The organism is Vibrio sp. 1641, assembly GCF_033339995.1.
Classification (GTDB): Bacteria; Pseudomonadota; Gammaproteobacteria; order Enterobacterales; family Vibrionaceae; genus Vibrio; species Vibrio alginolyticus.
Map to the genome: position 1 here is coordinate 886,112 of NZ_JAWOVP010000001.1, position 24,058 is coordinate 910,169.

The window sequence follows — 24,058 nt, forward strand, 5'->3', positions numbered from 1 at the left end:
ATATCATGTCGTTAACCGTTTCTCTGCTCGACAAATTGATAGATAGTGATCCTCTCACTCGAGATGAGAAAGACTTCCCTGCAAGCCAGCAACAAATGTTGAGCAGCTTACTTAGAGATCTAGAGTCGATGCTGAATAGTCGTATTGGATGGAAAAACATTCCTGATGATCTTCTAGAGGTTCGTTATTCAATATTGAATTATGGGCTGCCAGATTTTTCCTCAATGCCCTATAGCAGCCAAGAAGGGCAGAATCAGCTTTGCGACATTGTTCATGATGCAATTAAAGAGTTTGAGCCGAGGTTAAGGAACCCTCATGTCCAGATTTCGGACGAGAAAAACGCTATTGATAGGGTATTGAGGTTACAGATAAATGCCACTTGCTTAATTGATAACAGTATTCATGAAGTGCGATTCAATTCTGAAGTAGAGCCGGTAAATTTAGGTATGAAACTGAGTAGAGCAAAATGAGTGAAGAGTTTCTCAAGTACTATAATCGCGAGTTAGCTTATTTGCGTCACAAAGGGCAAGAATTTGGGGAGCAGTATCCTAAGATCGCTGCGAGACTTCGTATTAGTGAGGAACAGGTTGACGATCCACACGTAGAAAGATTGTTAGAAGGCTGCGCATTTCTAACAGCAAGGATTAGACAAAGCTTAGACAATAGTTACCCTCAGTTTACAGAGTCTTTGATGGGACAGTTATATCCGGATTTTCACGCCCCAATCCCGTCAATGTCAGTCATTAAAATGAGCTGTTCTAACTCCACTTCCTCTTATTTTGATGTAGAAGAAGGCGAGCGAGTTGTTATCGGTGCTCCTGGATATCATGAGTGCGAGTTTAGAACTTGTTATCCGGTCAGAATGTATCCTGTTGATGTGACCTCTGGCGTTTTTAAAAATGCGCCTTTCAAGCCAGTTGGCTCACGATGGGAAAGCAATGCTCATTCAGTTTTGAAAGTACAGCTCACGGCTCAAGATGAAAAGACTCCTCTTGGTGAAATGGGGATAGAACGGCTGCGCTTCTATTTAAACGGTCAATCTCAATTGACTTTTAAGCTCTACCAAATGCTGTTTCAAAACCTAATTGGTTTATCTGTTGTTGTGGATGGCAAAGAAGTTCGTCCTTTAACCAAAAGACATCTTTCTGAAGTGGGATTTTCAGAAGATGAGAAAGTTGTGCCATACAGTAAAAGAAGCTTTTCAGGAGCAAGATTACTTGTTGAGTATTTGCACTTTCCAGAGAAGTTTATGTTCTTTGATATCACCGAACTTGGATTATTTGAGCTAGATCTTGGAGAGCAAGTCGAACTGTATTTTTACTTTGATACCAACGATGACTGGCTTCCAAAGCAAGTGGACGAAGAAAGCTTAATGGTAGGTTGTGTGCCTGTAATCAACTTATTTAAAAGTATTATGGAGCCTAAGCGTATTCTACCAACTGAATACGATTACCACTTGTCTCCGCAATACCAAGAATCTGAAAGTAATGAGGTTGTCTCAATTTCTGACGTAACGTTGAGAAACTGGAACAAAACGTACCACAATTTGCCATGTTATCACGCTGGTGAGCACACGCATTATACGAACACTAGTGAGATTTATTGGTTGATGAGACGTGAGGATAAGAACTGGGCTGGTGGGTATGATGAGCCAGGTAGAGAAACTTACATTTCTTTTGTTGATAAAAAACATCAATTGTTCAGCCCGGATAGCCGGGAAAACTGGTTAATGTACGTGGAAGCTGAGTGCTGTAACCGCAACTTAGCGCAGAAACTTCCATTTGGAGGTGGGCTGCCGCAAGTATCTTTACCGGAGGTAAATGACAATTTCGAATCTGTTCGTTGTTTAGTTTCTTTATCAGAAACCATTCGGCCAGAAATGGATGAAAGCACACGATGGCAGTTAACTAAGCTTTTAACTTTAAACCATTTTACCGAGGAAGATGGTTTAGCAACTTTGAAGCAGACCCTTAATCTCTATGCATTTTCTGGGACAGCAGAAACGAAAGCGGTAATCGATGCTTTAACTAAGTTAGAGTTTGAGCCTACTACAGGAAGAATTAGTCAGAAAGGTAAAGTTGGATTTGCGCACGGTATAAAAATTATTTTGACGGTTTCTGATCAAATTTTACCTAAAGAGCAGATCTTTCTCTTAGGTAGTGTTTTATCTGTTTACTTCTCGCAATATGCTGAAATTAACATTTTTACGCAGTTAGAAATAAGACTTAAGTCCACGGGAAAGTCTTTCCACCTATGGCCCGCATTAACTGGCGATAAGGTGTTGCTATGAGCGCGGAACAATTTTATCGAGAATTAAAGCAACATCCATTGTTTGAAGCGATTCATCTTATTGAACACGAAGTCCTGCAAGCAGAGGCGCAAATAGGAACAGATGCGTTACCGAAGCATGAAAAGCTAAACTTAAAGGTTAATCCATCATTAGGTTTTGAAAATGCTCAGCTTTGTGAACTGAAAAATATAGATGACAGCAAGTTAGAGATTGAGACCAATTTAATAGGCCTAACGGGTGAGCAAGGTGTGCTTCCCCAGCACTATAGTGAATTAGCTTTACATCGCCAAAAAGAAGGCGATACGGCTATGGTGGACTTCTACGATATTTTCAATCATCGCTTATTATCTCTTTATTATCGATGTTGGCAACTGAGTCAGCTGACTGTTCAGTCTCGTGCGCATGCGCAGGGCGCGCGTTCGCCGTTAGAAAGCTGTAAATCGGCATTAACTGGGAAAGGGAGTTCACTGTCCCGGCACTATGGTGGTGTGTTTGCTTCACCAGTGAGAAGTAAAGGTGGACTAAAAAGTATTCTTGAATGTTTATCTGGATGCCAAGTAAAAGTTCATGAATTTCAAGGACAATGGTTACACCTTACGAAAGAAGAGCAAACACGCCTTGCATCCCGAACTATGCCTGAAGGGCAGTTTGCTCAACTTGGTTTAGGAGCGTCTTTGGGTTCGAAAGCATGGAACATCAACGCGGGGACAACAATAGAATTTCTGCCAAAAGATAAACAGCTAGTTAGTAAATTGCTTCCTAACCAACCCAATATAGCAATCATTAAGAACGCTGCTTATGAGTTGATTGGAAAACATAAACAACTGAAGTGGCAGCTCACCACCAAACATAGTTTGCTACCACAAGCTTGTTTATCGAAACAGCAGGGGCAGTTAGGTATTGGTTCTGTGCTTAAAAAACACGAACGTACAAAAGATCGAACTATAACAATTACTATTTAAAGGAAATGTAATGGCTTCACTCTCACTTTCAGCGTTGGTCGAAAGATTGTCTCCTCAGGCTAAGGAAACACTTGAACAGGCAGCTGCGATGGCAAGCTCCCGAACTCATCACAGTATTGAAATGTCTCACTGGTTAATGATGATTATCCGCCATCCTGACGATATTTACTCTGAAGTTTTTGACGAATTTGATGTCGATAAAATCAAGGTTGAAACCGATATTCAAAAGGCATTAGAAAATTACAAAACAGGATGCCAGTCGGTGCCTGGGCTATCAGCTCATACGGTGACTGTTATGCAAAATGCCTTGTTGTCTGCAACCATTGAATTCAATCAAGAACAGTTGGGGTGCATCCATCTTTTATTTGCCTACTTGTCTGATGATACGTTAGTCAACATGGCTGGTTCGATTAGTCCTGAACTAAACAAGATAGAACCATCTCGCTTATTGAACTTTAAAGAAAGTAATGCGCCTCAATCAAGATCGAATGACTTAGCGCAGTCAAACGCGAATTCCGCCTTGAATCAATTTACAACAGACCTTACTGAGCAAGCTAGGGAAGGTAAAATAGATCCGGTGATTGGTAGAGATAATGAAATTCGCCTAATGATCGATATTTTATTAAGACGCCGACAAAACAACCCGATTCTTACGGGAGAAGCTGGTGTTGGAAAAACAGCCGTTGTTGAAGGTTTGGCGCAAAAGATCATTGATGGCGATGTACCTCCCGCTCTGCAAAATGTGGCAATTAAGTCTCTGGATTTGGCGTTACTGCAAGCCGGCGCAGGCATGAAAGGTGAGTTTGAAAACAGGCTTAAGAACCTTGTTAAGGAAGTAAACGACGCTCCACAGCCTATTATATTGTTCATTGATGAAGCTCATGGCCTAATTGGCGGTGGTGGGCAAGCGGGCCAAGGTGATGCGGCGAATATTCTGAAGCCAGCATTAGCGAGAGGTGAACTCAGAACGATCGCAGCAACAACGTGGGCAGAGTATAAAAAGTATTTTGAAAAAGATGCAGCTTTAACTAGGCGTTTTCAAGTCGTAAAGGTTGATGAGCCTGCCCCTGAACTCGCGATCGAAATGTTACGAGGCTTACTTGATGTAATGGCACAACACCACGATGTTCATATCACTAACCAAGCTCTCAATGCAGCGGTCCAACTCTCAGCTCGATACATTAATGGTCGTCAACTGCCAGATAAAGCGGTTTCTGTTTTGGATACGGCCTGCTCTCGAGTTGCGTTAAGTCAGTCATCTACACCGGGAGGCCTAGATGCGAAAAGAAATAAACTTAAAGCAAAGCAAGCTGAGTATGAGCATCTTAGCCAAGAGAATCGGCTAGGAGCATCTCTTGATGTGCAGCTGCAAAGTGTCCGAAAAGAGATTGATGCGCTATCTAATGACATTATTGAATTAGAAGTACTTTGGGAAAAAGAAAAAGAATGGGTAAGTGAAGCTAAGTCACTTAGAACCCAAATAATCCATGAGGGTTCTGAGACTGCGAGAGACAAGTTACAAGAGCTTGAAAATAACCTCTCCGCTAACTCACAGCCCTTAGTTTTTTCGCATGTAAATGAAGCGCTAATCGCAGAAGTTATTTCGGATTGGACCGGTATACCGCTGGGTAAACTTCAGGATGATGAAATCCAAGCAGTATTGGGTTTGAAAGAAAGTTTGTGCAAGCGAGTTGTCGGGCAGGATCACGCTTTAGAGCTCATGTCTGAAGTGATAAAAACCGCGAGTGCGCAGCTCACGGATGAGACACGACCAAATGGTGTATTTCTCCTAACCGGACCAAGCGGAGTGGGTAAAACCGAATCGGCTTTGGCGATTGCAGAGAAAGTGTATGGTAGTGAAGAAAATGTCACGACTATCAATATGTCGGAATTTAAGGAAGAGCATAAAGTCTCATTGCTATTAGGTTCTCCTCCTGGTTATGTCGGTTATGGAGAAGGAGGTGTACTGACTGAAGCTGTTAGACGTAGACCTTATAGTGTAATTCTCCTCGATGAAATGGAAAAAGCGCACCCTGGTGTTCAAGATATTTTTTATCAGGTATTTGATAAAGGCTCAATTAAAGACGGTGAAGGTCGAGATATAGACTTTAAAAACACTATTATTATTATGACCGCGAACACAGGGACCGAAACGACGATGTCTTTGTATTCTGACCCTGATTTAGCGCCTGAGCCGTCAGCACTAAAAGATGCTTTACGCGATGATTTGTTGGTTGACTTTAAACCAGCATTTTTAGGGCGTGTGAATGTATTACCTTATTTGCCTCTATCAAGAAAAGTATTGATAGAAATAACAAAATTAAAGTTGGATAAAATTACGACTCGTATTCGTAAGCACTATAACGCTGAGCTGTTTTTTGATGAGGAACTAATTAATGATATTGTAGACAATAGCAATGAGTCTGGGAGTGGTGCGCGTGTGGTACAAACAACCATAGAAAATACATTGCTTCCGAAGATTTCTCATGAAATATTGCATGCAATTCTTAATGATAAGACGTTTGATGAAATTATTGTTAAAGGTACAACTAGTGGACTTGATGTCTCAATAGTTTAACATCCTTTACACTCTCAATAATAATTGGGAGTTGGTTCATATTAACTATTATTTTTTATAAAAAACGCTTAAATTAAATCTTATTTAAAGATATAACAGGGCGTATTTAAAATGAAGTTTTTGATACATTAATCACTAATTATCACCAAACGTCAGATAATTAAATTATTACGATATATGTCAATTAATAATGCTATAGGAGATTAGCATGCAGTCTAATACGTATCTTAAATACGCAGATATTAAGGGTGAGGCAACAGCCGAGCAATACAAAGATTTGATTACACTACTATCTGTAGATTGGAGTGTAGGTCGTGAGATCTCATCATACACTGGTACAGCGATGGACCGTGAAGCGAGCGCTACTCGTCTATATGATTTGACTATCACTAAACTTCAAGACCGTTCTTCTCCTGACTTATTTAAAGAAGCGACGATTGGTAAAGGTAAACCAGCGGTTTTCCATATTACTAAGCAGGGTGAGAAGGTTGAAGAGATCATGAAGATCGAACTGACTGATGCGATGATTTCTAACTACTCAGTTTCTATCCAAGACGATCGTCCAGTTGAAACTATCACAATTTCTTACACAGAAATGATGATGACAGTGACTCCTACTGACGATAAGAACAACACTTCTGCTCCATTGGTATACGGCTACAGCGGTGTTAAAGGTCAACAAATGTAATTTTCATGCGGGGGAGTATTCCTCCGCATTTTTTTGAAAGAAGTATTTAATGAAAAGAGCAACTCAAGATAACAATTTCATCCGAATTTCTTCGCCATTCGGTAAAGATGCCATCATACTAAACTCGTTTGAGTATAGAGAAGAGATCTCAGAACTTTTTTCATTGCGTGCTAAAGCTTACTTTAATGATCAACGAAGTGAGTTAAACGAAATTATTGGTAAGGAAGTTACCATTACCCTTGAAAATAACGAGGATGTTTCTTCAAATCCTCGTTATATGCATGGTTATGTTTCTGCTGCAAGATTAGAAGGGAAAAGGGTTTCTAATACACATAAAGGCGAAAATTATAAAAACATAGAATTATTAATAGAGCCTAAATTACGTTTCGCTGAATATCGAAAAAATTGCAGAATATTTCAGCATAAAGATATAAAGGAAATTATCTCTGAAGTACTATCGGAGCATAGTGTTGCCTTTAGTTTTGAGTTAACCAAGTCCTATCCTAAATACACATACAAAGTACAATATGAAGAATCAGATCTTGAATTTGTTCGACGTCTGTTATCGGAGGAGGGGCTATCATTTTGTTTTACACATACTAAGTCTGCCCATACGCTCAATATTTTTGATGACATCAGTTTTTATAAGCCGGGTACTGAGTTTTTAGTCGATTTTGATACAGGTACGGCGAAATCTAGCCACATTTCTTCTTGGCATGAAACGCAAATTCTGACTACTAAAGCGAGTCAAAAGTCAGGCTATAACATGCTCAAGCCTTCTTCGAATCCTAAAAATACTGCAAAGGGTGAAAGTGATTTTTTTACAGTACCTGGAAGCGAGTATTTTGAATACATGGGTGAAATGGAGAGCAATGATCAATACGCACTGAGAAACACGCATGCAATAGAAGCACTACAGCAAAATGCATATTTGTGTCGTGGCGAGGCTACGTGCAGAACATTCAGTGTGGGCAAGTGCTTCAAGTTTAAAAAGCATGAAGATAAATCTCGAGTCGGCAAAGAATATGTACTGTCTTCTGTTTTTTTGTCTGCTGCTGTTTATAACCAGACTGGTCAAGGTGGGACCGGTGCGCAAGGTGTCAAAGTCTCGTTTAGTTGTGTTGACTCAAAGACAATCCTGCGTCCTTCAGTTAACTACCCGAAACCTCAGATGAAAGGTTTGCAAACCGCAGTAGTTACGGGGAACAAAGATGGTGAAATTTACATAGACAAACATGGCCGTATCAAAGTTCAGTTTCACTGGGACCGTGTTGGTAAATACGATGTAAATAGTTCATGTTGGATTCGTGTTGCGCAAAATATTGCAGGTAACGGATGGGGGTCGGTGTTTCACCCTAGAGTCGGACAAGAGGTCATCGTCGAGTTTGTTAACGGAGACCCTGATCAACCAATCGTTACGGGGTCACTATATAACGGTAGTCAACTCCCTCCTTACGCTTTACCAGAGCAAAGTTCTCAGAGTGGTTATAAATCACGCTCTGTACAAAAAGGTACATCCAATTTTAATGAGTTGCGCTTCGATGATAAGCCTGGTGAAGAGCACATTTATCTTCATGCTGAAAAACTGTTCCAAATGCTAGTTGAAGACTGTGTTGATATCGCCGTTGAAAACAGTAAAACCGAAAAAGTGACCAATGATGTTAATCAAGAGGTCGGTCAGAACGCGAGCTTGAAAGTAGGTAAAAACTTTTCGAATGAAACGGGTGAAGTGCTGTCTTTTAATGCAGGAAAGAGCGTCGAGATCAAAGTAGGTGGTGCTTCTATTCAGATGTCTAGCTCTGGAGAAATCAATATCAAAGGTAATAAAATATCCATTAACGGCTCAGCTATTGCTCTTAAAGCTGGGCAAATTTCATTGAACTAAGGTGATTTAAAGTGGGTAAACCAGCCGCAATTTTGGGCAGCTTTCATCTTTGCCCTAAAAAAACAGGAAAGATACCGCATGTCGGTGGTCCCGTCGTTGTTGGTTCACCAAACGTAACGATTGGCGGGATACCTGCGGCAAGACAAGGCGACAAGCTTATTTGTATCGGTCCTCCGGATAGTATCTCAGCAGGTTCTTCTAGCGTAACAATCAACGGTAAACCAGCCGCGAGAGTCGGCGATTCAACGTCTCATGGTGGCAAAATTCTATCTGGTATGCCTACGGTTTTAATCGGAGGCTAGATGCCACTCGCATTTCAAACGCATCTTCTATCCTTTAATGGCCGTTCACACACCGTTCGCGAGATAGCTGATGATTCTTTTAGATTGTCCGAGGAAATCCGACCCCCTGACTTTGCTCAATCAATAGATGAGCATATATTAAGCCTCGTGCGCTCTGAGCGCGAGAGTCTTGAGCAAGCTGATATCAAGGGGAATCTCTGTGTTCTTTTACCATCTTCGGTAGACAAAAGTTTGCTTAAAGCATTGATAAGCGAGCTTTCTATTTTCGTTGACCAAACTGTCAATACTGAAATTTACTTTTATCCTTATGGCCAAGCTGCATTTTTGATGGCACTAAATCGGATAAATCGTGAAGTTAATGAAACGCAAGCGACTTGGATACTGGCTATAGAGGTTACGAGCGATGTAGAAGGGCATGTCAAACCTCAAAGCTCTATCATTTTAACCAAGTGTTTTTTTCGACATTCAGGTCTTGTGCCTGATGTTGTTCGAATTGATTTAGATGCCAAACAACAACGCATCGCCGTGGACAAAGTGTTTAAGCAATTAGGAGTAAGTTGTGAACATCCACTCAGTCAATTGTATTTATCCGTTAATGAGGAAGAACCGCAATGGTTAAACTCAATGCAATTCTTGTCTCCGTGGGTGACCGATCAAACTCAGTATCAATTTGTTGATATCAAACTTGGCGGATTGGGTGCATGTGGCGGCGTTTTAAAAGCGTTAGTGATTGATGAGCTTCAAAGAAGCAGCCCCTGCCCAGACTTTCACGTGTTGCAAGCCGACATCGAGCCAGATGGCTATGCGGTAGGAGTAATATACAATTGGCGTAGTGAATAGGTCTGGCTATTGCTTTTCCTTCTAGTAGCTGAGGTTTTAGTGATGCAAATGTTATGGGGGATTGACTCGAAACTGGCCCTTTAATGATGTTTGGACAATGACTAGGCGCAGCTTGCTTGTCAAAATAGCTTTGCTCACCGCGTTTTTACAGTGTTATTCTCGCTTTCTGATTAAATAGCCAGCCATAGAACACAAACCACATGAAAAGCTGTTCGACTCAAGATATCCTTACCGATATAAAATAACTTGAGTTTTGGCTTGTTCGAGATCCCACCCGTGACGCATTCCTTTTTATAAACGGTACATGGACTCTGACAGAAGCAAGCCTACTCATAGAATTGGCGGAAAGTGAATTCGAATGAAGTTTATCCACACCTCAGATTGGCATCTTGGTCGACAATTCCACAACGTATCACTACTCGAAGATCAACAAGCAGTACTCGAACAACTGATTAACTATATTGAACGCAACCCCGTCGATGCAGTTGTAGTGGCGGGAGATATCTATGACCGTTCGGTGCCACCAACGGTTGCAATAGAACTGTTAAATCGAGTCGTGAAACGCATTTGTACCGAGTTAGAAACACCAATGATATTGATATCTGGCAACCATGATGGTGCAGAAAGGTTAGGTTTCGGCTCAGAGCAAATGAAAAATGCAGGTCTTCATATTGTTAGCAACTTTGAAGATATGCTCACTCCCATCATCATAAAAACGGATTCTGGGGATGAGGTCGCGTTTTATGGTATGCCTTATAACGACCCTGAACAGGTCAGGTTTGCCTACAAAGCCTCGGTATCCACTCATGATGAGGCTCATCAATTGCTTGTTGAGCAAATTAAAGAGCGCTTTATCTCTAAGCAAAAGCGCGTACTCGTGAGTCACTGTTTTGTTGATGGGGCCATCGAGTCAGACTCTGAACGACCATTATCTATTGGTGGTTCTGATCGCGTGAGTCATGAACACTTCTTAGATTTTGACTACGTCGCACTTGGTCATTTGCATCAGCCTCAAAAGAAAGGCGCAGAGCATATCCGTTACTCTGGCTCTCCCATGAAGTATAGCTTTGGTGAACAGAACCAGAGAAAAGGTTTCACGTTAGTTGAACTGAACAAGAAAGGATTCGTTTCTGCAAAGCATATTGATCTTACGGCTCCTCATGAAATGCGTATTGTAGAGGGCGAGCTGGATAAAGTTATTGAGCAAGGAAAAACAGACCCTAAGAATGAAGATTATTTGTTAGTTCGTTTGATGGATAAACATGCGATTTTAAACCCAATGGAAAAACTTCGTTCAGTGTATCCAAACGTTTTACACCTTGAGAAACCTGGCATGTTAATTGGGGTAGAGCAGGAAATGGCGCAAGCAAAGTTGGCGCGAAGCGAAATTGATATGTTCCGAGATTTTTTTATTGAGGCGCAAGATAGCCAGTTGTCTAAAGAGCAAGAGCAAGCTGTTACTGACATTATTAAGCAATTATCACAGCAATAGGGACCAAAGATGAAACCAATTAAACTAATCATGCAAGCCTTTGGTCCGTTTGCAAAAACTGAAATCATTGATTTTGAGAAGCTTGGCAGTAACCCTCTATTTTTGATTAATGGTCCTACAGGTTCCGGTAAAACGTCGATCTTAGATGCCATTTGCTTCGCCCTTTATGGTGAAACCACAGGTAATGAGCGACAAGGTATTCAGATGCGGTGTGACTTATCCGCGCAAGATTTACCAACCGAAGTAGTTCTCGAATTTTCGTTACACGGCAAACAATACCGAGTTGTTCGATCCCCTGAGCAGGAAGCGCCCAAGGCCCGTGGTGAAGGGATGACGATTAAAAAGCACACTGCTGCTCTTTATGAACTCGGTGAGACTGAAACGCTTATCACCAGCAAGACGACTCAGGTTAAAACTGAAGTTAGCAATATTATTGGCTTGAATGAAACTCAATTTCGTCAAGTTATGGTGTTGCCTCAAGGAAAATTCCGAGAACTGTTGCTTGCTAGCTCTAAAGAGCGTGAAGAAATTTTTGGCCAACTCTTTCAAACTGACATATATAAAAAAATTGAGTACGCGCTCAAAGATAAAGCGAGTGCAATTAGTAAAGCGAAAGGCGAATTTGATAATCAAATTCGAGGTGCTTTACAAGTTGCAGAAGCGAGTTCTGAACAAGAACTATTACAACAACTGGAACAAGTAACTAAGCTATTAGAGTCTGATAAACAGAATGAGCAAGCAGCGTTAGATAAGCTCAATACTGCTAAATCTGAATTGCAAAAAGCGGAAACCTTGAATGGAGAGTTTTCGAAACGAGAGCAAGCAGAAAGCGCACTCAAGCTGCATCTAGAACACTCAGATTCGATAAAAGCTCGTCAACAGCAATTAGAAAACGCTAAAAATGCCAATAAGATAGAGTTGCCCTACGTCTCATTACAAAATGCAAAAGCTCAAACGCAAGAGCTTAGGCAAAAAATCGTAGCTTTGAAAGAGAGTCTCGAAAAAGCTCATGTCGTTGCGAGAGAACAAGAAAACTTGCAGCAAAGTGCAAAAGAGGCCGCGGCAAAGGTCCCGCAGTTAACGCAACTGCAGTATCAGCTTGAAAGTATGAAAAACAAGTTGGTCGAGAAAGACAATTTGGAAAGTAAAATAACGGCGGGTTATCAACAAAAACAACAATTTGAAGCAACGTTAAAACAGTACATAGAACTAAAAGATAAGTTAACGTTACAGGCCCAGCAGGGACAGAAGGAGCTAGAGAAAGCACGAGTTGATGTTGCGCTTATTGGCAGCATCGATGCGGAAATAAAACAAAAACAACGGCTGCTACAGGATCTAAAAAAGCTGCATGATCTTACTTTAGAGCTCTCTAAACTCAATGCGCTAACTGTAGGTAAGCAGCAGTCACTAAACGAAGCCAGTCAGCGCTATATGCAGTGTCAACAAGACGCTGATACGATAGAGCTTAAGTGGCACAGCGCTCAAGCAGCAGTATTAGCGCAGCGACTAAAAGCAGGTGAAGCATGCCCGGTGTGTGGTAGCGAAACGCATCCTAACCCCGCAACGTTTGTTGAAGAAGCCGTTACAAAAGAGCAAGTTCAGGCGGCTAGAGCGAAAGAGCGAGAAGCTCAAACCTTGTTGAACCAACTAAGCAATCAGCTAGAACAACATAACGTTGTCATTAGTCAGTATCAGAATCAGTGTAACCAGTTGAAAGAGGAGTTGGGTGAGTATGCTACATCTGAGATCTCGACGGTTCAAAATGATTTGCAAGCGATCAATGCTCAACTCCTACGTCTACAAGCAATTGATATTGAAAAGCTAGAAAAGAACGTTGAACAGCTTAATCAACGCTGCGTCGTGGGTGAAAATAAAATTCATGAGCTGCAGAATCAAATGGCGGCAAATGAATCAACCGTTAAAGCGAACCAAGAACAATTGGCTCAATTACAAGCTTTTATTGACCCAAAATACAGTTCCGCTGACTTGCTTGAACGTGAAATTTTGCTGACAAAAGAGCAAATTCTGAGTTTGAACACAGGCTTAGAAAAGGCGCAAAACGCTTTGCAGCAAGCGATATTGGAGAAATCAAATGCGGAAAGTCACTTAGCGACGAACAAGCAGTGGTTATCTGAGTCAGAGCAAAAACTTAGCCAAGCAGAATTAGCGTGGAATGAGGCACTACAGGCGAGTAAATTTGAAGATGAAAGCCATTATCTAAGTAGTCGAGTGGGAGATGATGAACTTCAAGCCTGGCAGCAAGAAATAGACAGCTTCAAACAGGCACAAACCAAGCTTGAGCAAACACTACATGATTTAAATCATGCATTGAAAGATCTTGAAAGGCCTAATTTAGAGTCGTTTAACGACAGGTTAACCACTCTGCAGGCGCAATATATTGAAGTAAGGAATCAACTTGATACCACACGCTCAATATTTGAACGCCTTGAAAAGGTTCGTAAAGATATTGCCGTGTTGCATGAGAAAAATAGTAAGTTAGAAGAAGAATACAAAATCTTTGGTACGTTGTACGACGTTGCTAGCGGTAAAACAGGCAGCAGGGTTAGCCTACATCGCTTTGTTCTTGGTGTACTGTTGGATGATGTGCTGATTCAGGCCTCTCAACGCTTAAGCCTTATGAGTAAAGGGCGCTATATTCTTGCTCGAAAAACAGAGGGCTTCAAAGGCGCTGCGGGTCGCGGCTTAGATTTAATGGTTGAAGATGGCTACACAGGAAAAACGCGTGATGTTGCGACACTTTCCGGCGGTGAATCATTTATGGCAGCGCTTGCTCTGGCACTTGGTTTGTCGGATGTTGTGCAATCCTATAGTGGCGGTATCCGTTTAGACACTTTATTTATTGATGAGGGCTTCGGTAGTTTAGACCCAGAGTCTTTAGATCTTGCTATTCAAACACTAGTGGACCTGCAACAGACTGGGCGCATGATCGGTGTTATTTCTCACGTTTCTGAGCTGAAAGAGCAAATGGCGCAGAGGATTGATGTTGAACCATCAAGACTTGGTTCAACGGTGTCGATTAAATCTCAATGTCGCTTCGCTGTCTAATTCAGTGACTACTGTTAGATCAAAAAGCCCCTATTGTTAGGGGCTTTCTGACTAAGTCGCTACTGTTCGCAAAAGTAGCCTTCTTTTGGCGATTGGGTAATCGCATATTCGCCATCGAGGTTGCGATAAACAATCGTGTTCCAAACAGAACCATCATCCAATTCAAACTCAATAGCATAGTTGACGCCGCTAACGATTTGCGCGTGAACATTCAGTATTTGTTTAAACGACGCTATTGTGTCCATTTTCTTTAAAACAAAGGCCATTGCCTTTTGTGCATCAGGGGTCGCGTTAAACTCATTCCACCCACCTGGCATGTTTCCTTGTGCATTACATACATCTGCTGAGGTCGTTAATTGTGTCGTTTCGCTCGGCTTTTCCTGCTGACAACCTGCAAGTAACACCAAAAGTGCACAAACTGACACTGTTTTTAATTTCATAACAATAACCTCTGTCTATAACGCAACGTATTATAGGAGGGTGATATGCCTACGAATGTCTATGTTGTGCAAAGTTTCTATATGCATAGGGTTAAATGCTGACAAAATATACAAGCATGGTCAGCTTGTAAGTCAAAAATAGAGCAATCTTGTTAACGATTTGCTGAGATGACGAGGTTTCGGTGTTCAGCGCGCTATTGATGATGAAGAATTGTGATGTGTCCCTATTAGGGCGATGGTGCGGCTTAGTGATCGATTTGTTATCTTCTAGAGTAAAATCAATCACTAATTAAAATTTAGGTGTTGTATGAAATCGATAAAAATATTTTTACTTTTGTCACTTGCAACTTTATTTGGTTGTACCTCGAAGCCGGATGGGGTGGAACCCGTGAATAATTTCGATTTAGAGCCATATCTAGGTAAGTGGTACGAAATTGCACGCCTAGACCATTCATTTGAGCGAGGCTTATCCAACGTTACCGCTGAGTATCAGGTTCGCGAGGATGGTGGGGTTAAGGTGATAAACCGTGGATATTCCGAAGAAGAGCGACAGTGGTCAGAAGCTGAAGGCAAAGCTTATTTTGTTGAAGATAAAACGGTTGGACACTTAAAGGTTTCCTTTTTTGGGCCAATATACTCTTCTTACATTGTTTTTGAGCTAGGTGAAAACTATGACTATGCGTTTGTTTCCGGTTACAACCACGACTATTTGTGGCTACTGTCTAGAACGCCTAACGTTGATGAGAAAGTAGTGGAGCGCTTTAAGTACGTAGCTAAAGAGAAAGGTTTCGCTATAGACGAGCTCATTTTTGTTGAACAAGAGAAACAAAGACAGCTTTAAGTTCATCAGCGTGGCTGAAAAAGCGGACAGAGGGGAAGCTTCCTAATTAAGAGCTCAGTTTGTCATTTCGCTTAACAGTAATTTGTTACCGCGTAACTTAATGTGGTCAAAATGGATATAGCCCCATCATTTGTGATTACTCGTGATGGGGCTTATATAAATTTGAGTGAGCGTCGAAAGGTTGATCTATCAACAAACGGTTATGGTTTACTTAATCAAACGAACGATCAGGGAACCTGGTGCTCGAATAGATTCAACATTGTGGCTAAGTACTGTGCCGCTTGTTGGGGCGGTGTAGCGTTTAATCTCAGCGCCAAAGCTGTCGTATTGAATCGCAAGAAGTTGGCCTTGCTCGACAAAATTCATCAAACTGACATGAGGCAGTACAAAGCCGCCGTGTGTCGCTTTCACACTGACGATTTCGTTTCCTTCCAAGCATGACGTAATAGGGTCCATATCACCTTCAACAATGTTATGCTTTTTCAGCACATTAAAAATGCCTGTTACAGTTCGACTGATGAGCTCTTGCTCGGTATATCGCCCCATACCTACTTCAACAGTAATACTTGGGACACCATGGTTATTCCAGACCGTTTCAAGGACGCCAGCATCTCCAGGATCATTTAAAATCGCATCAGGATTAATGAGGCGAGCCATTTCTAATGATTGGTCGATTCGGAAATCTGCAAACACGTAAAGTGGATAGGCCGCACCACTGGTTTGAGTGTGAAGGTCAATGGCTAAATCAGCATTTGGCTTGAGCAAATCATTCCACAATGCATATAAGTAACGTTGGGCCTCATTGCCGTTTTGGTCACCAGGAAAAAAGCGGTTTAAGTTTGCAGGAGACGCATCAGGGTCTGCGGAATAGAAATCGCGGCTGTGGTTTAGCATACCTGGCATGTTAATGGTTGGAACAATAGTGACAGTACCAGCGACTTCAGTGCCGATGAGCTCTCGAGCAGTTTTCTGCGCTGCTAACACACCATTGTACTCATCACCATGAACCCCTGCGGTAATCATGATCTTCTTGCCAGGTTTTTCACCTTTGAACACTAGCACAGGTAGGTGTTGCCACTGAGAGAGAGCATTCGTTGCGATGCGAAACCAAAACTTATGCTCGCCCGAATTTAGGCCTGCTACATTGAGAGATTGAATCACTTGATGACCTTGAATCACGTCATCGAGAAATTGTGTTGCCATTAAAGTTACCACTCCAAAACCATAAGCTAATCTAAAACCTTAGCGTCGTCATACCATGAATATTAATAAGGCGAGAACATGTCTCGCCTTAATTACCAATTGGTTTCGTTTTACGCAAAACCCATAATATGAGCTGCGATAACGACGATACTTGATAGGGTAAAGAGTAATAGAATAAATCGCCAGCAGAATTTTGCCCAGTCACCCCAGTCGATACGGCAGACACCAAGCGTTGCCATGAGAGATGCCGAAGTAGGGACGATAACGTTAGTAAAGCCATCGCCAAGTTGGAATGACAAAACTGCCACTTGGCGTGTAACGCCTGCAATGTCTGCCAGAGGGGCCAGTAGAGGCATCGTTAGTGCCGCTTGTCCAGAGCCCGAAGTGACGAAGAAGTTGAAGATAGATTGGAATACATACATTAACCATGCCGCAGCCACGTCAGGAAGCCCGCTAATCACGCCGCCAGCACTGTTTAGAATTGAGTTCAGTACACTCGCTTCATCAGTTGTACCACCACCAAGGATCAACAATACACCTTTTGCACAACCCACTAATAGGGCAGGTGCAAGCATAATAGCTGCACCTTCTTTAAATGCATCAGCTGCGCAGTTCAGCGTCATACCGTTCAGGCGGAAAATCGTACCGATGATCGCGACAACAAAGCCCATAGTGAAAAATTGAGACGCGATTTCTGGGATGTACCATGCGTTAGCGACTACGCCCCAAACGACCCACACCGTGGTCGCAATAACCGTAAGGATAACGAGTGTGTCACCTAGGTTCCAACGAGAATCTTGATTGCCAAGCTCTTGCTGACGGAAATACTGGTCTGTGCGATGGCTGTAAGAAAGTTTAGGATTTGACTTCACACGAGCGGCGTAGATCATTGTGAAAGCGATACCGATTAACGTAAAGCCAGCCCATAACCCCATGCGTACTGTCATGCCGGATAAAACAGGTACACCCGCAATGCCTTGCGCAATAGCGACGGAAAAAGGGTTCATCCAAGAAGTAGCGAAGCCAATTTGAGTCGCAACATAGGTAACCATTACCGTAGTGATACCATCATAACCAAGGCGAACCATAAGCGGCGCGATAATAATCGCAAACGCTACGGCTTCTTCACCCATACCAAATACCGCACCGCCTAGCGAGAACAGCAAAAATAGCACTGGAATGAATAGCGCTTCGTTACCTTTGGTCTTATCGATAAGGCGCAGGATACCGTTATCGATTGTGCCTGTGCGCATTACAACGCCGAAAGCACCGCCGATAACCAACATGAACATAATCACGCCGATTGCGCTGCCCCATTTAGAGCCAGAAACTAGCCCTTCGAAAGGGAAGTTCATCAGACCAATGCCACCACCAGAAGCAAACAGGCCAACCTTGTTGTAAACCAGTTCACCGTTTTCGTCGGTTGCATAAGAGAAAGAAGAAGGATCGATAACTGTGCGAGTTTTTTCTGCACCGTCGACCATGTAGGTCACCTGTTGGCTATCAAAATGACCAGCAGGAATTAAGTAGGTAAGAATCGCAGCAAGAATACCAACAATGAAGATCAAAATGAGGGTATCTGGCATCTGCCACGACTTAGGGGTAGCAACCGAGTCTGCTGGTTGCGCATGTGTGTGAGACATAACTTACTTCACGTCAAATTCAATAAAGCATGAAATATCGATAAAATAGAATAAAAAGTCAATATTAATGCTTATTTTGAACTATAAATTCATCAAATATTTGAAGTGAAGTTAATTTGATTGTTTTGTGGTCAAATGTTGGGTTAATGTTTCAATATGCGTTGAGTTTGGATGATTCACGAGCTTTCATAGTACATCTACAGGTGATCTAATCACTTGATTTCTGTCTGTTCTGCATAAAAAGCAGCGACATCACGAAGGTCTTCATCATTTAACATTTTTAACTGTGCTGCCATCATTTCTGCAAGTGGCCCTTTACGCTCACCGGCTTGATAAGATTTCATTGCATTGTAAAGGTACTGAGCATTTTGACCAGCAAGGCTTGGATAGGTGTTGTTCGTTGCGATGCCTGTAACACCGTGACAATAGACACAGCTAGGTGATTTGATTTTACCTTTATCAGCATCACCAAACGGCTCGGCATGGATAGCGGAAGAGAAAATAAAAGAGATTCGAAGTACAAATCTGAGCATGGAGGTTATCTATTCGCTAAAAATCATGCCGATACAATAAAGCTTCCCCTTAGGGGAAGCTCGATGATCAAAATCAAATTAAAGTAGAGATTTTATACTTGATAAGAAAGTGTCGATGTCTTTCGCTGAAATATCTTTATGAGTTACAAAACGAATTGGATTTCCAGGGGTTATCGTGATGTTTTGTTCCTTTAGTTTCGCAGCGATACTTACTATGTCCACTTGAGGATCAAGCTTCGCGAACACGATGTTCGTTTGAACAAATTCAGGGTTGACTGAAAAACCAGGCAGTTCTGCTAAACCTTCCGCTAAGGTTTTTGCGTTGATGTGATCTTGTTTTAGCTGTTCCACTTGTTCGGTAAGGGCAAGTTTGCCTGCTGCGGCAAGAATACCCGCTTGACGCATACCACCGCCGACCATCTTTCTTAAGCGACGTGCTTTTGCGATGTAGTCTTTGCTACCAAGCAGTAGCGAGCCAACAGGGGCAGCCAGACCTTTCGACAGACAGATAGTCATTGAATCAAAGTACTGACCGATCTCTTTTACCGGAACATCAAGCGCAGCGGCTGCATTAAAAACGCGAGCGCCATCTAGATGCATCTGCAAGTTATGTTTATTCACGAAGTCACGAGCTTCTGCTAAGTAAGACAGAGGCAGCACTTTACCATTAATTGTGTTTTCTAAGCTGAGAAGCTTAGTGCGAGCAAAGTGACAATCATCTGGTTTAATCGCAGCAGCCAGTTTATCAAATGGTAGCGTGCCATCTGGGTTATTTTCGACTGGTTGAGGTTGAATTGATCCCAAAACCGCCGCGCCACCAGCTTCGTATTTGTAGTTATGTGCTTGTTGCCCACATAGATATTCATCTCCCCGCTCGCAATGCGCCATTAAACCGAGCAGATTGGCTTGAGTGCCTGAAGTGGTAAACAAAGCTGCTTCGAAACCAGCAAGCTGCGCAGCAAATTTTTCAAGCTCATTGACCGTAGGGTCATCACCATAAACATCATCCCCAACGGGGGCCTTAAACATGGCTTCTCGCATGGCTTGGGTGGGCTGTGTAACGGTATCTGATCGAAAATCCATGAATGTCTCCTTGGTCAAAGTCCTAAATATATCCGCAAAGGCGCGCTTTGCTTAAGCAAGCGATCGTTTTGGCATCGGTGATCGTGCCATCGACAATCTTTTCTTCGAGTTGCTTGATTGACAAGGTGACGACCTCAATCACTTCGTCTTCATCGCACTCGTAACGGTTTGTTTTATTGAGCTTTTCGGCAACAAATAGATACTGTATCTCATCACAAAATCCGGCAAGAGGGGTGACTTGGCCGAGAGACGTGAATTTCTCTGCACTAAACCCAGTTTCTTCCTCTAACTCTCTTTTGGCGCAGCAGAGTGGCTCTTCGTTGCCTTCTCTGGTACCAGCAGGCAGTTCCAATAGCCATTTATTAAGTGAAGGCCGAAATTGGTGGACAAGGACAATGTGACCCTCCGCTGTAATAGGGAGAATCACCGCAGCACCCGGATGATGGATTGTGGTGTGCGTAATTGCCTGTCCTGTAGGAAGCATAACGTCTTCTTCAATCAGAGAAATTTGCTTCCATTTATGAATTATCTTGCTCATGCAGTTATGAACCCTAGCTGTTACCGCATTTTTGACGTTTTTCGACATTAACCACAAATGGTGGGAAACAAAAGCAAAAAATACTGCAACACGACGAAAGCGTTTGCACTTTAAGTGAGCAATATCTCATAAATGGAAACTTTGATTGCTTCGTCAAGATGGGGAAAAGCATCTGCTATAAGGGGAATTCGACAAAATACATTTGTAACAAAGTGATAACAAGTGTATAAAAATGTTAACGCAATACCACTTCAGCAGCCGGAGAACGTATGACACAAACCTTATTTGCCTCAAATGCCGAAAAAGCGCTTCTCTCAGAACGCATCAATAAATTGGCGAAAGCGTTAACGGATGGCGTTTATGAGCGTGAACATACGATCAAGCTCTGCCTTCTTGCTGCACTTGCTGGTGAAAGTGTTTTTCTTTTAGGCCCCCCTGGTATTGCAAAAAGCTTAATTGCCAAACGACTCATCCAAGCGTTCGATAACAGCAGTTACTTCGAATACCTGATGACGCGCTTCTCAACCCCTGAAGAGGTGTTTGGGCCACTGAGTATCCAAGAGCTAAAAGACAACGGCCGTTATGTTCGCTTAACTAAAGGGTATTTGCCAACTGCACAAGTCGTATTTTTGGATGAAATCTGGAAGGCGGGCCCTGCAATTCTTAATACATTGCTGACAGTGGTTAATGAGAAAACATTCAAAAATGGCAGCGATATCGAGCGTGTGCCAATGCGCTTGTTGGTATCGGCTTCCAATGAATTACCCGATGAAGATAGTGGATTGGATGCGCTCTACGACCGCATGTTGGTGCGTGTGTTTGTGAATCGAATTCAGAATAAACAAAACTTTAAGTCGATGTTGACTGTGGGCACATCGCAAGAGGCACAAGTACCAGAAGGCCTAGCGATAACTGATGAAGAATATCATCAATGGCAACAACAGCTCGACAAATTGACGTTAACCGACAATGCATTCGAAAAGCTTTTCCAGCTTAAAACGATGTTAGAAGCCAAAGTTGAAGCTCAGTTTGGTGATGTGGCCAATACCGACATGTATGTCTCTGACCGCCGCTGGAAGAAAGCCGTGAAGTTGTTAAAAGCGAGCGCGTTTTTTAATGGTCGCGATGAAATCAATCCGCTTGACCTTCTACTGCTGCAAGATTGTTTATGGAACAGTCCTGAATCGCGAGATGTGGTACGTGAAGTGGTTCAAGAGTTCGCCTTAAAACATGCATTTGATCAACAAGACGCGGAGCAGGAAATTGAGTACTGCCGAGAGTCTTTGGTTGATGTTCAACATGAACTTGAAGATGCCTACCGCATGACGTTAACGTCTGAAGCGGCAACGGGTATTTTGCGTAAAGAAACCATGCGCTTTGATACCTCTAAAGCCAAGATGTACAAAGTTGGCGCAGCCGTTAACTTAGTTAAATTGGTGGTCTTGCAAAGCAACATGTCGGTTTCAGAATCAGAAAAAGGTGATAGCCGCTGGGTTTATGTACCCAAAGATGAGTTAGATCGAGTCATTAAAGAGGGAAGCGGTGATGTGTATGGTTACGTCAATCAAAACGCCAACATGTGCCGTTTACGATTTGACGTTGACGCGGCGAATAACCTAGTTATCCGTGATATCGCGAACCGAGGCATTCTGGTTAGCCTAGTGACTCAAGAGGGCTTGGATGTAGAGCTCTACCAAAAGTGGTTAACGCAGAGCGAAAAAGCCGTAAATCAGCTTAGTGAGGCAGAACACCATATGCGTAAGGTGAAAGCGAACTTTCATGATGCGCTTCCGCATAGCTTTGTTGATCCTGAACTACCCCGCCTAATGGAGTCGAGTCTGCAACAGGTAAGTCAGAGACTTGAATCAATCCAAGCAGAAAGTGAAAAAGTTATCCAACGCTTTAAAAACTTACATCAGTTTTTCTCATAAGGAGACGACATGCTAGGTGCAGACGGACTTAACCTCGCGCTGATGGTGGCCGACTCTGGCATCATCGATAGCGCAGTTAATGATTTGATGGCTCGTTCACAAGTCATGATGATGGCAGAAAACCGAGGTGTTAAATCTTCGGTCAAAGGTCACTTGTTAAAGTGGCGAGGCAGCGTTAAAAAACGGATCACCAAGGTATGTGAGACAGAGCGTTTCCAACAAGAGCTGTCTTTATATCAAGAGGTTATTCATTGGGATGAAGAGGCGTTTTTTGAAAACATCGAAGATGTGATTAAAAAGCTGGAATGGCACTCTGCGTTTTATATGCAAGCTCGCCGAATGATGGAAAAGAACAAAGGGATGAATAACCCTATGTTCCCACATTACTTTTGTGACCAATGGTACCAAAGCCTCACCGATGCAATAAAACAAGCGCAAGTAAGCGAGCTTGAAGCCAATAAAGAAAAGGTGCTGAATGACCTGTATCAACGTATGGAAACCATGCGTAATATGGATAAAGTCACGGAGTCGGGTGATGCTGAAAGTGTAGGGCGCCTGTGGGATATGGCATCTGCCAAGTTGAGTAAAACAGACTTAACGGTGATGAAACGCCATGCTGAGTTTCTGAAGAAGCACCAAGGCTTGCAAGAAATTGCGGAGCAACTCGGTCGTATGGCGGGGCAAGTAAATGATCCTGAACTAAATCGTGCGCCCACTGAAGAACTTCAATTGGTCGAAGAGAAAAGTGATGAGGCGACGGATGATATTGTCGGTATTCACGAAAGCGATGATCTAAATAAGCTACTTCCCAACGAAACGATGTTTTTGGCGTATCCTGAACTTGAAGTTGTGTTCTATAAACACTTAGTTGATAAACGGCTCATGAACTATCGTACACAAGGCAAATCGCGCACGTTACGTAAAGTTAAAGCTCACCGACCTGACCATAAAGCGGTAGATATCGAAAAAGGCCCCTTCATTGTTTGTGTGGACGCGTCCGGTTCCATGAGTGGCTTTCCTGAGCAATGCGCCAAAGCCATGGCTTATGCTCTGATGCAAATCGCACTAGCAGAGCAACGTGATTGCTATGTCATTATTTTTTCTACGGAACACATTACCTACGAACTAACCAAACAAGATGGTCTGCGCGAGGCGGCGGACTTTCTAACTTATAGCTTCCATGGTGGTACAGACCTAGAGCCAACTTTGATTAAATCTATCGACTTGATGAGCGGTGATAAATATAAAAACGCAGACATGGTAGTCATTTCCGACTTTATTGCGCCAAAACAACAAGACGAGTTACTGGCCAAAGTGGATGCGCTCAAAGCGAAGAAAAACCGTTTTCACGCGATTAGCTTATCGAAATACGGAAATCCTGCATTAATGTCGATGTTTGATCACACTTGGTCTTATCACCCTAATGTTGTGGGAAGATTGCTAAAAAGGGTCAGTAACTATTAAACGCTTTAATGTTTCATGGGACAAAACGAACTGAAAGCGAGATTTATATTGCTTCGTTTTAAGCCAATAAGATCGAACTTTGGTCGAATTGACTTAAAAGAAATCAAACGAACAGAAAATGAAATATTTTTGTTTGACTATCTTCTCTCAATCCGTAAAGTAGCCACCAACGCAACGAGGTAGAGCCCTGAAGCGTAATAAAAAAGGCGCCTTGGCAGAGTGGCTATGCAGCGGATTGCAAATCCGTGGACCTCGGTTCGACTCCGGGAGGCGCCTCCA

The 24,058-nt window shown here is 42.5% G+C and carries 19 protein-coding genes and 1 tRNA gene; 14 read left to right on the top strand and 6 right to left on the bottom strand.

Annotated features, from left to right (window positions below; genetic code table 11):
* The first annotated feature begins 5 nt into the window (after window positions 1-5).
* From tssE to R7Z47_RS03935, 10 genes are all read left to right on the top strand, one after another.
* The gene (tssE, locus tag R7Z47_RS03890; protein ID WP_017635621.1) at window positions 6-470 is read left to right on the top strand and encodes a type VI secretion system baseplate subunit TssE; all 465 of its coding nucleotides are present in this window, start codon (window positions 6-8) and stop codon (window positions 468-470) included.
* Window positions 467-2,290 carry a type VI secretion system baseplate subunit TssF gene (tssF, locus tag R7Z47_RS03895; protein WP_262606493.1) on the top strand — a complete coding sequence of 608 codons (1,824 nt, stop codon included), beginning with the start codon at window positions 467-469 and terminating at the stop codon, window positions 2,288-2,290. The genes tssE and tssF overlap by 4 nt, the downstream gene beginning before the upstream one ends.
* Window positions 2,287-3,252, top strand: coding sequence for a type VI secretion system baseplate subunit TssG (gene tssG / locus R7Z47_RS03900; RefSeq protein ID WP_005375963.1), 966 nt, complete (start codon window positions 2,287-2,289; stop codon window positions 3,250-3,252). Before tssF ends, tssG begins: the two co-directional genes overlap by 4 nt.
* Before the next feature lie 10 nt (window positions 3,253-3,262).
* On the top strand, window positions 3,263-5,830 hold the full coding sequence (tssH, locus tag R7Z47_RS03905) for a type VI secretion system ATPase TssH (RefSeq protein WP_262606492.1): 2,568 nt from the start codon (window positions 3,263-3,265) through the stop codon (window positions 5,828-5,830).
* 208 nt (window positions 5,831-6,038) lie between these two features.
* On the top strand, window positions 6,039-6,518 hold the full coding sequence (locus tag R7Z47_RS03910; protein ID WP_005375967.1) for an Hcp family type VI secretion system effector: 480 nt from the start codon (window positions 6,039-6,041) through the stop codon (window positions 6,516-6,518).
* Window positions 6,519-6,567: 49 nt separating this feature from the next.
* Window positions 6,568-8,403 (top strand): type VI secretion system tip protein TssI/VgrG, encoded by a 1,836-nt coding sequence (tssI, locus tag R7Z47_RS03915; protein WP_005375968.1) that lies wholly within the window; start codon window positions 6,568-6,570, stop codon window positions 8,401-8,403.
* 11 nt (window positions 8,404-8,414) lie between these two features.
* A complete protein-coding gene (locus tag R7Z47_RS03920; protein ID WP_005375969.1) occupies window positions 8,415-8,705 on the top strand; it encodes a PAAR domain-containing protein in 291 nt (96 codons plus the stop codon).
* Complete coding sequence (locus R7Z47_RS03925; RefSeq protein WP_158155199.1) at window positions 8,706-9,545, top strand: NAD/NADP transhydrogenase subunit beta; 840 nt, start codon at window positions 8,706-8,708, stop codon at window positions 9,543-9,545.
* Window positions 9,546-9,903: 358 nt separating this feature from the next.
* On the top strand, window positions 9,904-11,037 hold the full coding sequence (locus R7Z47_RS03930; RefSeq protein ID WP_213970842.1) for an exonuclease SbcCD subunit D: 1,134 nt from the start codon (window positions 9,904-9,906) through the stop codon (window positions 11,035-11,037).
* A gap of 9 nt (window positions 11,038-11,046) precedes the next feature.
* On the top strand, window positions 11,047-14,103 hold the full coding sequence (locus tag R7Z47_RS03935; RefSeq protein ID WP_262606491.1) for an SMC family ATPase: 3,057 nt from the start codon (window positions 11,047-11,049) through the stop codon (window positions 14,101-14,103).
* Window positions 14,104-14,162: 59 nt separating this feature from the next.
* On the opposite strand, the gene R7Z47_RS03940 is transcribed toward R7Z47_RS03935, so the two are convergent.
* On the bottom strand, window positions 14,163-14,543 hold the full coding sequence (locus R7Z47_RS03940; RefSeq protein ID WP_170893256.1) for a cystatin domain-containing protein: 381 nt from the start codon (window positions 14,541-14,543) through the stop codon (window positions 14,163-14,165).
* A 307-nt stretch (window positions 14,544-14,850) separates the two neighbouring features.
* Here R7Z47_RS03940 and R7Z47_RS03945 point away from each other — a divergent pair, with 307 nt between their 5' ends.
* Entirely contained in the window at window positions 14,851-15,384 is a 534-nt protein-coding gene (locus tag R7Z47_RS03945; RefSeq protein WP_017820207.1) for a lipocalin family protein, read from the top strand.
* A 207-nt stretch (window positions 15,385-15,591) separates the two neighbouring features.
* On the opposite strand, the gene R7Z47_RS03950 is transcribed toward R7Z47_RS03945, so the two are convergent.
* The 5 genes from R7Z47_RS03950 to R7Z47_RS03970 form a co-directional block, all read right to left on the bottom strand.
* A complete protein-coding gene (locus R7Z47_RS03950) occupies window positions 15,592-16,587 on the bottom strand; it encodes a succinylglutamate desuccinylase/aspartoacylase family protein (RefSeq protein WP_238842856.1) in 996 nt (331 codons plus the stop codon).
* 110 nt (window positions 16,588-16,697) lie between these two features.
* On the bottom strand, window positions 16,698-18,230 hold the full coding sequence (gene yfcC / locus R7Z47_RS03955; RefSeq protein WP_005387492.1) for a putative basic amino acid antiporter YfcC: 1,533 nt from the start codon (window positions 18,228-18,230) through the stop codon (window positions 16,698-16,700).
* A gap of 212 nt (window positions 18,231-18,442) precedes the next feature.
* A complete protein-coding gene (locus tag R7Z47_RS03960) occupies window positions 18,443-18,763 on the bottom strand; it encodes a c-type cytochrome (RefSeq protein ID WP_262606489.1) in 321 nt (106 codons plus the stop codon).
* A gap of 78 nt (window positions 18,764-18,841) precedes the next feature.
* Window positions 18,842-19,846, bottom strand: a complete 1,005-nt coding sequence (ltaE, locus tag R7Z47_RS03965) for a low-specificity L-threonine aldolase (protein WP_213911966.1) — start codon at window positions 19,844-19,846, stop codon at window positions 18,842-18,844.
* 22 nt (window positions 19,847-19,868) lie between these two features.
* Window positions 19,869-20,384 carry an NUDIX hydrolase gene (locus tag R7Z47_RS03970; protein WP_054579018.1) on the bottom strand — a complete coding sequence of 172 codons (516 nt, stop codon included), beginning with the start codon at window positions 20,382-20,384 and terminating at the stop codon, window positions 19,869-19,871.
* 269 nt (window positions 20,385-20,653) lie between these two features.
* Between R7Z47_RS03970 and R7Z47_RS03975 the strand changes: the two genes are divergently transcribed.
* The 3 genes from R7Z47_RS03975 to R7Z47_RS03985 all read left to right on the top strand — a co-directional run bounded on the left by R7Z47_RS03975 (window position 20,654) and on the right by R7Z47_RS03985 (window position 24,058).
* Window positions 20,654-22,315, top strand: a complete 1,662-nt coding sequence (locus R7Z47_RS03975; RefSeq protein WP_213911964.1) for an ATPase RavA domain-containing protein — start codon at window positions 20,654-20,656, stop codon at window positions 22,313-22,315.
* Between the two features lie 9 nt (window positions 22,316-22,324).
* Complete coding sequence (gene viaA, locus R7Z47_RS03980) at window positions 22,325-23,779, top strand: ATPase RavA stimulator ViaA (RefSeq protein ID WP_033907023.1); 1,455 nt, start codon at window positions 22,325-22,327, stop codon at window positions 23,777-23,779.
* Between the two features lie 205 nt (window positions 23,780-23,984).
* Window positions 23,985-24,058: transfer RNA gene (locus tag R7Z47_RS03985), tRNA-Cys, on the top strand.

Bases quoted from the DNA above. Each gene is read 5' to 3' on its own strand.
- R7Z47_RS03945 (WP_017820207.1), top strand. From the start codon at position 14,851: ATGAAATCGATAAAAATATTTTTACTTTTGTCACTTGCAACTTTATTT.
- tssI (WP_005375968.1), top strand. From the start codon at position 6,568: ATGAAAAGAGCAACTCAAGATAACAATTTCATCCGAATTTCTTCGCCA.
- R7Z47_RS03930 (WP_213970842.1), top strand. From the start codon at position 9,904: ATGAAGTTTATCCACACCTCAGATTGGCATCTTGGTCGACAATTCCAC.
- R7Z47_RS03950 (WP_238842856.1), bottom strand. From the start codon at position 16,587: ATGGCAACACAATTTCTCGATGACGTGATTCAAGGTCATCAAGTGATT.
- tssG (WP_005375963.1), top strand. From the start codon at position 2,287: ATGAGCGCGGAACAATTTTATCGAGAATTAAAGCAACATCCATTGTTT.
- ltaE (WP_213911966.1), bottom strand. From the start codon at position 19,846: ATGGATTTTCGATCAGATACCGTTACACAGCCCACCCAAGCCATGCGA.
- yfcC (WP_005387492.1), bottom strand. From the start codon at position 18,230: ATGTCTCACACACATGCGCAACCAGCAGACTCGGTTGCTACCCCTAAG.
- tssF (WP_262606493.1), top strand. From the start codon at position 467: ATGAGTGAAGAGTTTCTCAAGTACTATAATCGCGAGTTAGCTTATTTG.
- R7Z47_RS03970 (WP_054579018.1), bottom strand. From the start codon at position 20,384: ATGAGCAAGATAATTCATAAATGGAAGCAAATTTCTCTGATTGAAGAA.
- viaA (WP_033907023.1), top strand. From the start codon at position 22,325: ATGCTAGGTGCAGACGGACTTAACCTCGCGCTGATGGTGGCCGACTCT.
- tssH (WP_262606492.1), top strand. From the start codon at position 3,263: ATGGCTTCACTCTCACTTTCAGCGTTGGTCGAAAGATTGTCTCCTCAG.
- tssE (WP_017635621.1), top strand. From the start codon at position 6: ATGTCGTTAACCGTTTCTCTGCTCGACAAATTGATAGATAGTGATCCT.
- R7Z47_RS03935 (WP_262606491.1), top strand. From the start codon at position 11,047: ATGAAACCAATTAAACTAATCATGCAAGCCTTTGGTCCGTTTGCAAAA.
- R7Z47_RS03910 (WP_005375967.1), top strand. From the start codon at position 6,039: ATGCAGTCTAATACGTATCTTAAATACGCAGATATTAAGGGTGAGGCA.
- R7Z47_RS03925 (WP_158155199.1), top strand. From the start codon at position 8,706: ATGCCACTCGCATTTCAAACGCATCTTCTATCCTTTAATGGCCGTTCA.
- R7Z47_RS03975 (WP_213911964.1), top strand. From the start codon at position 20,654: ATGACACAAACCTTATTTGCCTCAAATGCCGAAAAAGCGCTTCTCTCA.
- R7Z47_RS03940 (WP_170893256.1), bottom strand. From the start codon at position 14,543: ATGAAATTAAAAACAGTGTCAGTTTGTGCACTTTTGGTGTTACTTGCA.
- R7Z47_RS03960 (WP_262606489.1), bottom strand. From the start codon at position 18,763: ATGCTCAGATTTGTACTTCGAATCTCTTTTATTTTCTCTTCCGCTATC.